The sequence below is a fragment of the Streptomyces sp. CA-210063 genome, from assembly GCF_024612015.1.
Lineage (GTDB): Bacteria > Actinomycetota > Actinomycetes > Streptomycetales > Streptomycetaceae > Streptomyces.
Genome location: NZ_CP102512.1, coordinates 8,605,359 through 8,620,539 on the forward strand (window position 1 = coordinate 8,605,359; position 15,181 = coordinate 8,620,539).

Genomic DNA, 15,181 nt, shown 5'->3' on the forward strand with positions numbered 1-15,181 from the left:
CCGACCGGGCACTGGGGCTACCCTGCCCACTCCTCGTACGAGGGCCAGGCCCGCAGCACCCGCGGGCTGACGAACCGGTGCTCGCGCCCCGTGACCGGATCGGTGAACTCCAGGACCCGCGCGAGCAGTTGGAGCGGGCGCCGGAAGTCACCGGCCGCCACGGGGCCGGTCACCACCGGATAGAGGGGGTCGCCGAGGATCGGCACCCCCAACGCGCTCATGTGCACCCGCAGTTGGTGTGTCTGCCCGGTACTCGGTGTCAACCGGTACCGGGCCCGCCCGTTTCGGTGCTCGAGCAACTCGACCCGGCTCTCGGCGTTGGGCTCGCCCTCGACCTCGTAGGCCGCCGGCACCCCGCGCTCCTTGACGATCCGGCTGCGCACGGTACGGGGCAGGACCAGTGCGGGATCGTACGGGGCCACCGCCTCGTACTCCTTCGCCACCCGCCTGTCGCGGAACAGCGTCTGGTACGCGCCGCGCTCCTTCGGCCTCACGGTGAACAGCACCAGGCCGGCCGTCAGCCGGTCCAGGCGGTGAGCCGCGCTCAGTGTCGGGATTCCCAGCTGTCGACGCAGCCGCGCCAGGGCCGTCTCGGCGACATGGCTGCCGCGCGGGGTCGTGGCCAGGAAGTGCGGCTTGTCGGCCACCACCACGTGTTCGTCCCGATACGCGACGTCGACCGTGAACGGTACGCGCTCCTCGTCCGGCAGGTCCCGGTGGAACCACACGAACATCCCCGGCACGTACGCCATGTCCCACGGCACCGGGCGCCCGGTGGCGTCCACGATGTGTCCCTCGTCGAGCATGTTGTCGATCAACCCGGCCCTGGCCGGGAGCCGCGCTACGAGATAATCCCGCACGGTCGCCCACGTGTCCCCGGTCGGCAACCGCACCCGCACCGGATCCACCCCGTCGCGCTGCGGCAGGGGAGAGGGCGGGGGTGGAGTACGGCGTCTCATCACGATCAAGCGTACGTGGCGGTACCGACAGGATGCCGATCACGCCCTGGATCTTGTTGGACGAGATGATGTCTACGCATCTCCTGGGGCAGGTGCCTGATACCGCGGGGCAATCGTCGTCCACACGTCCACGGCGGCGAGGTGGTAACGCATCGCTTCGAGGACGGCCGACAGTTGCTCACGATCGTTGCCGTTCAGCTGCAGCTGTTCGCAGAGTGCCGGGAGTCGAGTGCTCTCGAGATACTCGTATTCCGACTGCCTGGCCGCACGCAGTCGGGTGACCAAGGCCGCGGCCTCGTCGACGGAGATGTCCAAGAACCTCGCGAATACGAGGACGAAGTTACACGTCTCGTCCTCCTTCTCGACCTCTCGGCGGTAGGAGCGGACGTCGTTGTACAGAGTTTGAAGGTCTGTCCAGGCGTCCATCAGCGCACGGAACGGACGGGACTGGCGCACGCGCGCCGGCACTTCCGCGGCTGCTACGTGCTCGGCAAGGCAGATCCCGACGTGGCCGCCGAAGGAGCCGCGGCGGCGGACAAGGTACTCGGCAGGATCAGGGATTCGCCCAGTGCACATGCATTCCAGCTCCCAGCACTGCCCGTCGGCATATTCCATCACGGCGTTCAGCATGTTGCGTTTCCAAGCCGCCGACCGGGTTGGCGTCATCCGTAGCCATATGTCAGCGAGGGACCTCTCAATGGGGTGGTCCGGTATCGCGCGGGAGGTGCCGTCGAGCGGCATGAACGCAGAGAGCCGGTCGACCATGGCCCGCGCCCCTGTGAGGTCGCGCTCAGCTTTGAACGTCCGTACAAACAGCAGGTCGAGGGCGAACATCCACGCGTACAAGTGGTATGCCAGGAACAGCTCATCCTCTTCCGCGAAGGGATAGCACCACGCAGTGATATCGGCGAGTCCGATGGCCTCCCACTCGTCCGGGTCGGCCGCGAGGGGCAGGAGCCCCATGTTGTACGTCCACACGTCGCCGTCGCGATTCAGCAGGTCAACGCTCGGGTTCCCCTGCCATGTGTAAAGCGCTCGGAGCGAGGGTGTGCTCATCGTGCTGATCTCCTGTCGGGTATTCAAGAGCTGGCATGAGCGGTAACTCTCAGTCCATGGACTACGCGCTGTTCCGTACGCTGCGACCGCGGCGTGGCTGACTCGTGCATGAAGGGGGCTCGCCGGCTGAACCGGTCGAGCGGGGCCTCGGCGACCGGTGCGCCGGGGTGGCACCGTCGACCACACATTCCGGTGCGCCTGCGGCTTTAGTCAACTGTTCGAGGCAAACTGGAGCTTGTGGAAGGCGCCGTCGCGCAGCAGCGCGAAGAGTGCCTCGGGCGGCACCCGGTCCCGTGTTCTGGGTGATCCACTGGATGGCCCGGCCGACGGTGTGTGCATCCGGACACCACCTCCACGGGCCCGGGCACGACACCCTTTCATGCCGTCAATTCACCCTGAAAGACCCTTGCTTTGGACCATGCAATGGTATTCGGCGCTTGGAAAGGGCGCCCGGCCCCGGCGCATGGAGCTACCCCGGCGCATGCAGCGGCCCTGCACTCGCCGGATGCGCGGCTTCACACGCCGTCCAGTGTGCCGTCCGTGCGCTGTCCGATCTGGGACAACAAGGCTTATTGTGGCGGCAATTGGGCCGGATCCGCGAGAGCCCGAGCAGGTTCCGCGGCAGAGCGCACGCGTCGCGAGCGCATCAGCCGGTACAGAACTCCGAGCACTACCGTGACCAGCAAGAACAGCACGGTGAACCACTGGAAGTACCAATGTCCACCCGCCGGGTCATAAACCGCCGCACGCGGCCAGGCCAGGTTGACGGTCATGAACAGGCCGTAGAGGAGGGCGAGGGCGTTGACGGGGACGCCCCAGCGGCCGAGGGAGAAGAGGGGCTTGCCGGTCTCGTCGGTGCCGTCCGAGGCGAAAGTGCCCTTCAGGCGCCGTACGAGGAGCGGGCCGGTGACCATCGCGTAGGCGAGGTAGAGCATCACGATGCAGGTGGTGCCGATGGCCAGGAACGCCTCGGGTGAGGCGAAGTTGAGGAGCAGGAGGGCGGCGGCGAGGAGGCCGACGACCACGGCGGGGGCGGTGGGCATGCCGGTGCGCGCGTTGACCTTGGCGAGCCGCCCGGCGAAGGGGAGCTGGCCGTCGCGGGCCATCGAGAAGAGCATGCGGCAGGCCGACGTCTGGATCGCGAGCGTGGCCACGGTGATCGCCACCACCACGTCCGCGAGCAGGAAGCGGCCCAGTCCGTCGCCGAGGCTGCTGGTCAGGACGTAGCTCAGGCCCTCCACACCCAGCCTGCCGTCGGTGAGGCTGGGCGCGGCGAGCAGGCCGGCGAGGACGAGGAGGCCGCCGAGCAGACCGGCCGCGCCGAGTGCCGTGAGGATCGTACGGGGCGCGGTGCGGCGGGGGTGGTGGGTCTCCTCGCTCATCTCGCCCGCGCTGTCGAAGCCGATCATCACGTACGCCGCCATGAACGAGCCCACGAGGAGGGCGCCGAGGAGGTCGGTGCTGCCCTCGGCGGTGTGGAAGGTGATGCCGGGGGAACGCTCGGAGTGGGTGAGGAGCAGGACGACGATCAGGATCGCGCCGATGATCTCGGCGGTGACGCCGACCCGGTTGACCACGGACAGCACCCGGTTGTCGAGGAGGTTCACGACCGTGGTGAGGACCAGCAGGATCACGCCCAGGACGGCCGCGTTCGCCGCACCCGTGGCCGAGGTGGGTGTCGGGTCGCCGCCGACGAGCTGGAAGCCCGACCAGATCGCGGGCATCACCATCTGCAGCGCGAGCGCGGCCGCCGCGACCACCACGATCTGTCCGATCACCATGATCCAGCCGGCGAACCAGCCGAACGTCTGGGTGGACAGCCGCGAGGACCACTGGTAGATCGCGCCCGATATCGGATAGCGCGCCGCCAGCTCCGCGAAGCACGCGGCCACCAGCAGCTGGCCGATCAGCACCGCCGGCCAGGTCCAGAAGAAGACCGGGCCGCCGAACGCGTACCCGAAGGCGAAGAACTGGAAGACGGTCGTGAGGACCGAGATGAAGGAGAAACCGGCGGCGAACGAGGCGTATCTGTTCAGGCTGCGGTGCAGCTCCTGGCGGTAGCCGAACTCGGTCAGGGAACGGTCGTCGGGGGAGTGGGGTGGTTCCGGTCGGACATCGGGGGCGGTGCTCGTCATGGCGGCAACCTGCTTTCGCAACAAGCGGCGCGAGCTTTCGCGCGAGAGCGGCGCGAATTCCTGTCGGGCGACAGAAATTGGGGAGTGGCGACAGAAATTAGGGGAGTCCTGTGTCGCGTGTGTCACGCGACCGTGTCCGGGGCGGGCCCAAATCCTCACGACTTTTTCAGGGTGGGCAGTTGGGGGCAAGGGAGGGGAGCGAGGAGGTGTCGTCGAGCGGCACGCCCCACACCGCAGACCCCCACAGCGAGGATCCCCGGATGAACGACGCGTCGCCCTCCTACCGGTTCCTTCCGGGCGCGCCGGAGTCCCCCGTGCTCCTGCACGTGCCGCACAGCTCACGGGTGATCCCGGCGGCCGTACGGGACGGGATCGTCCTCGACGACGCCGCGCTGGAACGGGAGTTGGACCACATCACCGACGGGCACACGGACCGGATCGCCGAGCAGGCCGCCGACCGGTCGGCCGTGCGCCCCTGGCGGTTCGTCAACCAGCTGTCCCGTCTCGTGATCGATCCGGAGCGGTTCCCGGACGAGCGGGAGGAGATGCTGGCCGTGGGGATGGGTGCCGTCTATACGAGGACCACGCACGGGGAGGTGCTCCGCGCGGCCGGCCCGGACGGCCTGCCACTCGGCGGACAGCCGCTCATCGACGGTTACTTCCACCCGTACGCCGACGCCATGACCGACGCCGTGACGGATCGCCTCGATGCCGTCGGCCGGGCCGTGGTCATCGACGTCCACTCCTACCCGACCGGGCCCCTGCCCTACGAGCTCCACGGCGACGGCCCTCGCCCGCCCGTCTGCCTGGGCAGCGACGCCTTCCACACCCCGCCCGGCCTGCTGGGCGCCGCCGAGGACGCGTTCGCCGGTTTCGGCGGCACCGGCGTCAACAGCCCGTTCGGGGGCGCGTACGTCCCGCTGACGTACTACGGGCACGACCGCCGGGTGACCGCCCTGATGATCGAGATCCGCCGGGATGTCTACATGGCGGAGCCGGGCGGGGCTGCGGGGCCGGGGCTGGGCCGACTCGCGGACGCGCTGGCCCGGTTGGTGGACGTACTCACGAGCGCCTGAACGTCCCCAACCCGGTCTCGTCGAACGCCTCGATCGTCACCTCGGTGGCCTTGCCGTTCGCGTCGCCCTTGAAGGTGACGCCGGAGGGGCCGCTCGCGTTCTCGCCCACCGTTTCGAAGAAGTACGTGTCGCCGGCGTAGTGGGTCAGGCGGAAGGTCATGGGTTTGGGGCCGAGGCGCATGGTCAGGTCGCCGCCGGTTTTCGTGACGGTGAGGGGGCCGTAGTACGCGTTGGTGTAGGTGCCCGTGTAGGTGGCGTCGGCGCGGGCGTCGGAGGCGTCCTCCGGGGGCTTGCCGTAGTCGGTGGGGGAGCGGGACTTCTGGGCCTCCTGCTCATAGAGCCGGCCGGCCAGGTCCAGCCAGTCCTCGGTCGGCTTGCCGTGCTGGGCCGTGTCGAGGAAGTCCAGGGAGACGGCGTCGGCGAGGCCGACGGGTTCGCCGTTGGTGAGGACGGCGATGCCGAGCTGTTCGCCGGGCAGCATCATGACGTTGGTGTTGGCGCCGAGGGCGAAGGCCCCGGAGTGGCTGAGGCGGAGGCGGCCCAGGTCGTCGTAGGAGACGTTCCAGCCGAGGCCGTAGAAGCCGGCGCGGCCCGCCGGGGCGGGCGGCGGCTGGGAGACGATCTCGGGGACGTGGGTGCGTTCGAGGGGGTCGGCGGCGATGACACGGTCGCCGTCCAGCTCGCCGTTCGCGAGCTGGAGCCGCAGCCAGAGGGAGAGGTCGCGGACCGTGGAGCTCGCACCGCCGGCCGGGGACTGGGCGTCGGCGTCCCGGACGTGCCTCGCCTCCCAGGTGCCGGTGCCGGTGCCGGTGCCGGTGTCATCGTCGCCGGTGTCGCCGTCGCGGACGTGCGCGAAGGCCTTGTCGGTCGCGGCCTCGTAGTCGTTGAAGCGGGAGCTGGTGGCGTCCATGCCGGCCGGCTTGTAGAGCGTGTCCTCGGCGAGCTTCTCCCAGCTCGTCCCGGCGGCGTCGGCGACGGCCTCGCCCGCCGCCGTGACGCCGAAGTTGGTGTAGGCGTAGCTCGCGCGGAACGGCGTCAGGGGCTCCAGGCGGAGGTGTTCGAGGACGTAGTCGCGGTCGTAGCCGAGGTCCTCCAGGAGATCCCCGGCGTGGTCGGGGAGGCCGCTGCGGTGGGAGAAGAGGTCCGCGATGGTGACGTGGTCGGTCACCCAGGGGTCCTTCAGGGCGAAGGACGGGAGGTGCTCGGACACCGGGTCGTCCCAGTCGACGGTCTTGTCGCCGACGGCCCCGGCGACGACGGTCGAGGCCAGTGGCTTCGACAGGGAGGCCAGCTGGAACACCGTGTCGGGGCCGACCTCGGCGTCCTGGCCGACATGCCGCTTGCCGTAGCCGTCCAGGTGGACGACCCGGTCCTGGTACACGACGGCCACCGCGACGCCCGGCACCCCGGTCCGGTCCATGCCGCGCTCGACGATGCCGTCCAGGGCGTCGACCGCCCGGTCGACGTCCTCCTGGGTCAGCTGGGGCGGCGGCTGCGGCGGGGGAGCCGCCGAGACGGTGCCGATGCCGTACGGGACACAGCCGAGGACGAGGAGCGAGGCGAGGGCCGTCGCGCCCCGGGTCCTGCTTCGGTGGTGTGTCCTCGCGTGCCGAACACCCATGTGTTCATTCAAACGGGTGAGCCGGGCTTTGTCCTGTGGAGGACGGGGCCCGGCCGCCGGGGGGCACGCGGGTGGGAGGTGGGAGTCGTCCGAGGTCACGCGGGTGGGAGGTGGGAGTCTCCGGAGGTCACGCGAGTGGGAGGTGGGAGTCTCCGGAGGTCACGGGGTGGGAGGTGGGAGTCGTCCGAGGTCACGGGGTGGGAGGTGGGGGTCGCCCGAGGCCTCAGGCTCGGATGTCGGAGTCGTCCGATGCCTCGGCGGTCGGATCGCCGCCCGGCCGCCGAGGCTGCGTGGGGCAGCCGCCACGGCCGCGCAAGGCTGTGTGGTTCAGCCGCCACAGCCGCGCAAAGCTGTGAGGGTCAGCCGCCGCAGTCGTGCGAGGCGGCGCTTCCCCGATCGCCCCGATCACCCCGGTCGTCCGACGTCACGCCGTCGCGGACACGCCATCCTGTTCCGCCTCGACGCGCGCGTTCCACTCCTTCTTCGCGGCCTGCCAGCCGTCCTCGTCGTGGCCGAGGCGCCAGTAGCCGGAGACGGACAAGTCCTCGCGCGGGACGGAGAGTTCGACGCGCAGCAGTCGGCGCAGCTCCTTCACGAAGCCCGCCTCGCCGTGGACGAAGGCGTGCAGCCGGCCCTCGGGGAACTCCAGCGCGCGTACGGCCTCGACGAGGGCGGCGCCGATGGGACGGTCGCCGCGGTGCAGCCAGACGACGTCCACATCGGAGTTGATCTTCTGCTCCTCCTCGGGACCGGCGACCTCGACGAGCGCGTGGACCCGGGCGCCGTCGGGAAGGGCCTCCAGGGAGGCGCCGATCGCGGGCAGGGCGCTCTCGTCGCCGACGAGCAGATGCCAGTCGGCCTCCGGGTTGGGCGCGTAGGCACCGCCCGGGCCCAGGAAACGGACCAGCTCGCCCGGCTGGACGCGGGTCGCCCAGGGACCGGCGAGACCCTCGTCGCCGTGGAGCACGAAGTCGATGGTCAGCTCGCGCAGTCCGGGATCCCAGGCCCGCACGGTGTACGTCCGGGTCACCGGCCACTGGTCCCGGGGGAACTCCGCACGGATCCGCTCCAGGTCGAAGGGCTCCGGATACGTCATGCCCTCGGGGCCGAACAGGAGCTTCACATAATGGTCGGTGCTGCCGCGCGGGGAGAACTCCGCGAGGCCGTCGCCCCCCAGCACGACGCGCTGCATGTGCGGGGTGAGCCGCTCTGTGCGGACGACTCGCCCGGAGTGGGGCTTCGGGGTCCTGCGTACCGGACGCTCTGCCATGACGGCCTCCCAAGTACCTACTAAGGCTTACCTAAGTTAGCATCTCCCCCTGTTGTACACCTCATGCTTGAGAGGTGTACGCGGACTTCATGGTGTGAATCGCGCCTCAAAGCCCTCACCACCGAAGTGTCTCCCCACCCTCCGGCGTGCGCCCCGCCCGGGGGGGCGTCCACCTCACGCCTGCAGCGTCGTGAGCAACCGCTGCAGCGATCCCCCGAGGCCCCAGCGCGCCGCGAGCTCCTCCAGCGCCGCCGGATCTCGCGGCGCGCGCGGCAGCGCCGTGTCGACCTCCGGCAACGGTACGTCGGCCGCCACCTGGACGACCGTGGGTGCGACCGCGACATAAGGTCGCGCCTCGTCGAGTCTCTTGCGCTGTGACGGCGTCAGCTTGGCCGCCGGGTCGTCGACCGCGGCCATGATCCCGGCCAGGTCGCCGAACTGGTCGAGGAGTTTCGCGGCCGTCTTCTCGCCGATGCCGGGCACACCCGGCAGACCGTCGCTCGGGTCGCCGCGCAGCAGGGCCAGATCCGCGTACCCGCGGCCGTCCACGCCATACTTCTCGCGCAGCCATGCCTCGTCGGTCAGCTGCAGCGAGCCCACGCCCTTCAGCGGGTACAGCACACGCACGCCGCGCCCGTCGTCGACCAGCTGGTACAGGTCGCGGTCGCCGGTGACGATGTCGACCGGGTCCTTCGCTCGGGCCGTGAAGGTGCCGATCACATCGTCCGCCTCGTACCCGGCGACGCCCACGCGCGCGATGCCGAGCGCGTCCAGCACCTCCTCGATGACCGGCACCTGCGGCGACAGCGTGTCCGGCACCTCCTCCTCGTCCGGGCCGACCTCGTGCTCCTCGGCGACGCGGTGCGCCTTGTAGGAGGGGATCAGGTCGACCCGCCACTGCGGGCGCCAGTCCGCGTCCATGCATGCCACCAGGTCCGTCGGCCGGTGGTCCCGGACCAGGCGGTCGATGAATTCGAGCAGCCCGCGCACGGCGTTCACCGGGGTGCCGTCCGGGGCCTTCACGGAGTCCGGTACCCCGAAGTAGGCGCGGAAGTACAGGGAGGCGGTGTCGAGGAGCATCAGGCGTCGGGTCACGCCCCGCATCATGCCGCACGGCACCGACACGCGGCTCCCGACCCAACCGCGCGTGGCATGCGTGCACGCGTTCCGTGAAGACCCCGTCCCGTGTTCCGTGAATACCTCTGGCCTGCGGTGAATGCACTGTGAAGCGGGCCACTGTCGCGTTTGCCGTGGTGGGGGCAGGGCAGGCGCGGCCCCGGAGCAGCGCCGGTCGTGTGCTGAGACCACCGACCGGGCGGGCCGATCCCGCCGCGCTCCACGGCCGGCCTGCGGGCGGGGGAGGCGGGCCGTTCCTGTCGCTATCCAAGAGGTGCATGTGTCAGCCAGGGAGTCATCCAGACTCGAAGCCGAAGGCCTGTACAAGGTCTTCGGCAGACGACCCGACGACGCGGTGGACCGGCTCCGGGCCGGCGCCGACCGCGAGGAACTGCGCGCCGAGGGCACCACCGCCGCCGTGATCGACGCCTCCTTCACGGTGGAGCCGGGCCAGATCTTCGTCGTCATGGGCCTGTCCGGGTCCGGCAAGTCCACGCTGCTGCGCATGCTCAACGGGCTCCTGGAGCCCACCGCCGGGCACGTCCGCTTCGACGGCCGGGACCTGACCGCGCTGAGCGACCGCGAGCTGCGCGCGGTCCGTGCCGGGAGCATCAGCATGGTCTTCCAGCACTTCGCGCTGTTCCCGCACCGCAGCGTCCTGGAGAACGCCGCGTACGGCCTGGAGGTCCAGGGCGTGCCGCGTGCCGAACGCGTGAGGCGTGCCACCGAGGCGCTGGGCCTGTGCGGTCTGGCCGGCTGGGAGACGTCCTGGCCCGACGAACTGTCCGGCGGTATGCAGCAGCGTGTGGGCCTGGCCCGCGCCCTCGCCACCGACGCCGATCTGCTGCTGATGGACGAGTCGTTCAGCGCGCTCGACCCGCTGATCCGCCGTGACATGCAGGACCAGCTGCTGGAGCTGCAGCAGACCCTGAAGAAGACCATCGTCTTCATCACGCACGACCTCAACGAGGCCATGCGCCTGGGCGACCGCATCGCCGTCATGCGCGACGGCCGCATCGTCCAGACCGGCACCGCCGAGGACATCCTGATCCGCCCCGCCGACGACTACGTGGCCTCCTTCACCCAGGACGTCGACCGCTCCCGGGTGCTCACCGCCGGTGCCGTCATGGACACGGCCGTACGCGGCGACGAGGCGGACTGCGGCTGTGAGACCGCGACGCCGGGCACGCCGTTCACGGAACTCTGCGCGATCAGCGCCCGCCTGTCCCATCCGGTCGCGGTGCTCGACAAGCAGGGCGCCCTCGTCGGCGTCGTACCGCGCCACCGCCTGATCGGCTTCCTCGGCGACCAGCAGGTCGAGCCCACGCCGTGCGACGCCCCGCGCGACAAGGCCGTACGGGCGGTGAAGGCCAGTGCCTAGGATCCACATCGGCGACTGGGTCTCCCACGGCGTCGACTGGCTGCGCGACAACCTCGGCTGGCTCTTCGACCTCATCAAGATCGTCGTCGAGTCCCTGTACGACGGGGCGAACGCGGTGCTCACCGCGCCCGACCCGCTGCTCCTCGCCGGCATCCTCGCCCTGCTCGCCTTCTGGCTGCGCGGCCTGCTGCCCGGTGTCCTGGCCTTCGCCGGCCTGGCGCTGATCGACTCGATCGAGCAGTGGGAACCGGCGATGAACTCGCTCTCGCTGGTGCTCGTCTCCTGCGTGATCATCTTCGCCTTCGCGGTGCCGATCGGCATCTGGGCGGCCCGCAGTCGCGCGGTCAGCGGAGCGGTGCGGCCGGTGCTCGACCTCATGCAGACCATGCCGGCGATGGTCTATCTGATCCCGGGCATCTTCTTCTTCGGCGTAGGCCCGGTGCCCGGCATGGTCGCCACCATCGTCTTCGCGATGCCGCCCGCCGTACGCCTCACCGAGCTCGGCATCCGGCAGGTCGACGCCGAACTGGTCGAGGCCGCCGAGGCGTTCGGCACCCACCCGCGCCGCACGCTGTGGCGGGTGCAGCTGCCGCTGGCGCTGCCCACGATCATGGCGGGCGTCAACCAGGTGATCATGCTGGCCCTCTCGATGGTCGTCATCGCGGGCATGGTCGGCGGTGGCGGCCTCGGCTCCACCGTGTACGACGGCATCAGCTCCGTCGACGTCGGCCTCGGCTTCGAGGGCGGTGTCGCGGTGGTCATCCTCGCGATCTACCTCGACCGTATGACCAGCGCCCTCAACCAGCGCGTGTCCCCGCTCGGCCGCCGCGCCCTCGCCAAGGCGAACACGGCACTCGGCGGCCTGAGGTTCCTCCGCTGGAAGCCGGCCACGCCGGTCGCGATGGTCGGTGTGCTCGTCCTCGCACTGGTCGCCGGCGGCCTGAACGTCTTCGGCAGGACGGACGACGGCACCGAGGTCGGCGCGAACGTCGGCCAGGGCCGCCCGGTCAGCATGGGCTACATCGACTGGCCCGAGGGCGTGGCCTCCACGTACCTCTGGAAGGAGATCCTCCACCAGCGCGGCTTCACCCCCGAGGTGAAGTCGCTGGAGGTCGGCGCCCTCTACAACGGTCAGGCGCAGGGCAGCGTCGACATCCAGACCAACTCCTGGCTCCCGGCCACGCACGCCTCGTACTGGGCGAAGTACAAGGACCGGCTGGAGGACTACGGCAGCTGGTACGACAAGACCTCGCTGGAGATCGCCGTCCCGTCCTACGTCAAGGGCGTGGACTCGCTCGACGACCTCAAGGGCAAGGGCGATCTGTTCAAGGGGAAGATCTACGGCATCGAGCCGGGCGCGGGCGAGACCAAGCTCTACGAGGACAAGGTCCGACACGCCTATGGCCTCAAGGGCGAGTACCAGCTGGTCAAGTCCAACACCTCGGCGATGCTGGCCCAGTTGGACCGTGCGTACCAGAAGAAGGAGCCGATAGCGGTCACGCTCTGGTCGCCGCACTGGGCGTACGACAAGTACGAGCTGACCAAGCTGAAGGACCCCGAGGGCGCCTTCGGCGCGGGCGACGGGATTCACACGATCGGGCGGAAGGGCTTCGCCGAGAAGGAGCCCCAGGTCGCCCAGTGGCTCAAGGACTTCAAGCTCACCGACACGCAGCTCACCTCCCTCGAAGGCGCCATCCAGGACGCCGGCAAGGGGCACCAGGAAGAGGGCGTCAAGGCCTGGCTGAAGAAGAACCCGGGCCTCGTCGACAAGCTGGCCCCGGTCGCCAGGACCCGCTACGAGCAGGGCAGGCAGGCCGGAGCCGCGCCGGTCATCGGCTACCCCGCGTGGGACGAGGGCATCGCCGTCACCCACCTCTGGGAGAACGTCCTGGAGAAGCGCGGCTACCGGCCGAAGAAGACCAAGCTCGACATCGGCCCGCTGTTCACCGGTCTCTCCACCGGGCAGGTCGACGTCGAGTTCGACGCCTGGCTGCCGGTCGCGCAGAAGCAGTACTGGGACAAGTACAAGAACGATCTCGTCGATGTCGGCGCCTGGTACGACAAGACCTCGCTGGAGATCGCCGTCCCGTCCTATGTCGAGGGCGTGACCACGATGGACGATCTGCGGGAGCACAAGGACGAGTTCCAGGGCCGGATCGTCGGCATCGAGCCCGGCACGGGGGAGATGGTCCGCCTGGAGAACACGGTCATGCCGGCGTACGGCCTGTCGGACTTCAAGCTCACCAAGGCCGGCACGAGTTCGATGCTCGCCGAGCTGGAGCGCGCGTACGCGAAGAAGGAGCCGATCGCGGTCGTGCTCTGGTCGCCGCACTGGGCGTACGACAAGTACGACCTCACCCGGCTCGCCGACCCCGAGAAGACCTGGGGAGCCAACAACCAGATCCGGACGCTCGCGCACAGGAGCTTCCCCGAGAAGTACTCCGAGCTGAACGGCTGGCTGAAGAACTGGCACATGACCCCGGACGAGCTGATGAGCCTGGAGCAGGCGATTCAGAAGGCCGGGCGGGGCAAGGAGGACGAGGGCGTCCAGCAGTGGATCGACGCCCATCCGGGCATCGTCGACGAGATGGCGCCCGTGAAGTAGTCCGACGCGGTGTCGCGCGCGGTGCCGCGCAGAGCCCCGGCCGACGGTCCTGCCGTCGGCCGGGGCTCTGCGCGTCGTGGGCCGCCGACCGGGTGTGGTGAACCCCACCCCTCGTCGCGTTCCCGGGCCCGGGGGGCGTCCGTAGTCTCGACTCGCCGCTTCCGCCCGTTCCTGTGAGCCCCGCATGCCCGTTCGCCGCCGTCCCCCGCCCTTCGCCGTCGTGGTCGCGCTGGTGCTCGCCGTGCCGTTGGCGGCGCGGCTGCCGGTGGCGAACGCGGAGCCGGTGTCGGTGGCGGCCGAGCGGTTCGTCGAGCTGGCCGGGGATGTGCGGGAGGCGGACGGGTTCGCGTACGACGTGCGGGACGACGGCGGGCGGACGATGGACACCGCCCAGATCGTCCAGGCCCCGGACGGGAACACGTATCTCGCCGTCTACCACTCGACGCTCGCCGACGGCCGATTCCACGCGGCGGTCGCCACCTCCACGGACCTGCGCACCTGGACCCGCCGCCACGACTTCGGCGCGGGCACCAGCCAGCCGTCGCTCGCACCGAACGGCCGAGGCGGTTACGTACTGGCGTACGAGAAAGATCCGGACAACCACATCGCCGTCCGCGGCTACCCCGGTCTCGACGCCCTTCTGGCAGGTGAGGCGGACCGCGCGTACGACGCCCCGCGCACCCTGTCGCCCTGCGCCGAGGGCACACCGGACGTGACCGCCGTGCACGGCGACACGGTCGAACTCACCGGGCACTACCAGGAGTCGTGCGGCACGGACCGCCAACTCCGGGCGAGCCTGCGGGACTTCACGGCGTGGCACGTCGAGGCCGATGACCGGCTGGACCGGGCCGTGGTGGCCTGGGGGACCGCCGGGAACATCGGCGACCGCACCCGTGTCGAACTGGGCGGCGAACCCCTGGTACTGGTGGAGGGCCAGCGCCTGCGGGACGACTTCGGCAGCTGGCGGACGTACGCCTACGATCCGGTGACAGGACGTGCCGACCGTGTCACCCCACGCACCCACGGCGGCAGCACCTCCCTCGCCAACCCGTCGGCCGCCCTCGTCAACAGTCCCGACGGGCGTCCCGCCCTCCTGGTCAGCCTCTTCGTGCCCCGCGAGGGAGCGGCGAAAGGGGAGGCGGGACAGCTGCTCTACTGGCGAGAACTGTGAGCATGGACCCCGTCCCGGTTCACCGGGATGTGACGGGCGCATGAAACGGTTTGCCGAACATGCGTAGGGTGCAGAGAACTCATCAGGAGAAGTGCGCGCGATGAGTGCCGGACGGGTGGGCATCCGTAACCGGAACAGTAAGCGTTCGCAAGCCGACCCAGCGGGCGTCTGCGAGCCGACCGACGAGCGAAGGAGGGAGCCGGAGCGATGGGCGACCACAAAGAACAGCCCCTTCGGGTGGGCGCGGCCGTCCGGCGGCGGCGCCGGGCACAGGAGCTCACCCTCGCCGCCGTGGCCGAGCGCAGTGGCCTGTCGGTTCCCTTCCTCAGTCAGGTGGAGAACGAACGGGCCCGCCCCAGCAAACCCTCCCTCGAACGTATCGCCGACGCCCTCGGCACCACCGCCGTCGAACTGCTCGCGGCGGCCGACCCGGCGTGCAGCGTCGATGTCGTGCGCGCCGCCGACGAGGGGTTCACGCCCCCCGAGTCCTGCTCGCGCTCCCTGGTGCGCGGTCACCACCAGTTGCACGCCATGGAGTTCACCGGCGACCACGACGAGGGCCGCGAGGTCCAGCACCGCAACGACGAGCTGATGTACGTCGTCGACGGCGCCGTCGAGGTCGAGGCCGAGGGCCGCGCCCACCGCCTCGGCCGCGGCGACACGCTGTACATGTCCGGTGGCGTACGGCACCGGTGGCGGGCCACCGAGCCCGACACCCGGGTCGTCGTGGTGGCCGTCGCGGACCACATCGAGGCCCTTGAGGACCGCCACCGCAAGGGCGCGTGAGGCTG

General features: G+C 70.1%; 11 protein-coding genes. 5 read left to right on the forward strand and 6 right to left on the reverse strand.

Annotation, left to right across the window (positions count from 1 at the left end):
* Positions 1-17 precede the first annotated feature (17 nt).
* From JIX56_RS37620 to JIX56_RS37630, 3 genes are all read right to left on the reverse strand, one after another.
* Positions 18-959 (reverse strand): RluA family pseudouridine synthase, encoded by a 942-nt coding sequence (locus JIX56_RS37620; RefSeq protein ID WP_257547351.1) that lies wholly within the window; start codon positions 957-959, stop codon positions 18-20.
* 72 nt (positions 960-1,031) lie between these two features.
* Positions 1,032-2,015, reverse strand: coding sequence for a terpene synthase family protein (locus JIX56_RS37625; protein WP_257547352.1), 984 nt, complete (start codon positions 2,013-2,015; stop codon positions 1,032-1,034).
* 569 nt (positions 2,016-2,584) lie between these two features.
* Entirely contained in the window at positions 2,585-4,150 is a 1,566-nt protein-coding gene (locus JIX56_RS37630; RefSeq protein WP_257547354.1) for an amino acid permease, read from the reverse strand.
* Between the two features lie 260 nt (positions 4,151-4,410).
* Between JIX56_RS37630 and JIX56_RS37635 the strand changes: the two genes are divergently transcribed.
* On the forward strand, positions 4,411-5,226 hold the full coding sequence (locus tag JIX56_RS37635; protein ID WP_257547356.1) for an N-formylglutamate amidohydrolase: 816 nt from the start codon (positions 4,411-4,413) through the stop codon (positions 5,224-5,226).
* Here JIX56_RS37635 and JIX56_RS37640 read toward each other — a convergent pair.
* The 3 genes from JIX56_RS37640 to JIX56_RS37650 form a co-directional block, all read right to left on the reverse strand.
* Positions 5,213-6,847: a serine hydrolase gene (locus JIX56_RS37640; protein ID WP_257547358.1), complete on the reverse strand. Its 1,635-nt coding sequence runs from the start codon at positions 6,845-6,847 to the stop codon at positions 5,213-5,215. The two genes, JIX56_RS37635 and JIX56_RS37640, sit on opposite strands and share 14 nt — an antisense overlap.
* Before the next feature lie 424 nt (positions 6,848-7,271).
* The gene (locus JIX56_RS37645; protein WP_257547360.1) at positions 7,272-8,117 is read right to left on the reverse strand and encodes a siderophore-interacting protein; all 846 of its coding nucleotides are present in this window, start codon (positions 8,115-8,117) and stop codon (positions 7,272-7,274) included.
* A 174-nt stretch (positions 8,118-8,291) separates the two neighbouring features.
* On the reverse strand, positions 8,292-9,221 hold the full coding sequence (locus JIX56_RS37650; RefSeq protein WP_257551334.1) for a 5'-3' exonuclease: 930 nt from the start codon (positions 9,219-9,221) through the stop codon (positions 8,292-8,294).
* Positions 9,222-9,513: 292 nt separating this feature from the next.
* Here JIX56_RS37650 and JIX56_RS37655 point away from each other — a divergent pair, with 292 nt between their 5' ends.
* The 4 genes from JIX56_RS37655 (at position 9,514) to JIX56_RS37670 (ending at position 15,176) form a co-directional block, all read left to right on the forward strand.
* The gene (locus JIX56_RS37655) at positions 9,514-10,614 is read left to right on the forward strand and encodes a quaternary amine ABC transporter ATP-binding protein (protein WP_257547362.1); all 1,101 of its coding nucleotides are present in this window, start codon (positions 9,514-9,516) and stop codon (positions 10,612-10,614) included.
* Entirely contained in the window at positions 10,607-13,219 is a 2,613-nt protein-coding gene (locus JIX56_RS37660; RefSeq protein ID WP_257547364.1) for an ABC transporter permease/substrate binding protein, read from the forward strand. Before JIX56_RS37655 ends, JIX56_RS37660 begins: the two co-directional genes overlap by 8 nt.
* Before the next feature lie 184 nt (positions 13,220-13,403).
* Entirely contained in the window at positions 13,404-14,390 is a 987-nt protein-coding gene (locus tag JIX56_RS37665; RefSeq protein ID WP_257547366.1) for a hypothetical protein, read from the forward strand.
* A gap of 207 nt (positions 14,391-14,597) precedes the next feature.
* The gene (locus JIX56_RS37670; protein WP_257547367.1) at positions 14,598-15,176 is read left to right on the forward strand and encodes a helix-turn-helix domain-containing protein; all 579 of its coding nucleotides are present in this window, start codon (positions 14,598-14,600) and stop codon (positions 15,174-15,176) included.
* Positions 15,177-15,181: the final 5 nt, after the last annotated feature.

Bases quoted from the DNA above. Each gene is read 5' to 3' on its own strand.
- JIX56_RS37645 (WP_257547360.1), bottom strand. From the start codon at position 8,117: ATGGCAGAGCGTCCGGTACGCAGGACCCCGAAGCCCCACTCCGGGCGA.
- JIX56_RS37630 (WP_257547354.1), bottom strand. From the start codon at position 4,150: ATGACGAGCACCGCCCCCGATGTCCGACCGGAACCACCCCACTCCCCC.
- JIX56_RS37620 (WP_257547351.1), bottom strand. From the start codon at position 959: ATGAGACGCCGTACTCCACCCCCGCCCTCTCCCCTGCCGCAGCGCGAC.
- JIX56_RS37670 (WP_257547367.1), top strand. From the start codon at position 14,598: ATGGGCGACCACAAAGAACAGCCCCTTCGGGTGGGCGCGGCCGTCCGG.
- JIX56_RS37665 (WP_257547366.1), top strand. From the start codon at position 13,404: ATGCCCGTTCGCCGCCGTCCCCCGCCCTTCGCCGTCGTGGTCGCGCTG.
- JIX56_RS37635 (WP_257547356.1), top strand. From the start codon at position 4,411: ATGAACGACGCGTCGCCCTCCTACCGGTTCCTTCCGGGCGCGCCGGAG.
- JIX56_RS37640 (WP_257547358.1), bottom strand. From the start codon at position 6,847: ATGGGTGTTCGGCACGCGAGGACACACCACCGAAGCAGGACCCGGGGC.
- JIX56_RS37625 (WP_257547352.1), bottom strand. From the start codon at position 2,015: ATGAGCACACCCTCGCTCCGAGCGCTTTACACATGGCAGGGGAACCCG.
- JIX56_RS37650 (WP_257551334.1), bottom strand. From the start codon at position 9,221: ATGCGGGGCGTGACCCGACGCCTGATGCTCCTCGACACCGCCTCCCTG.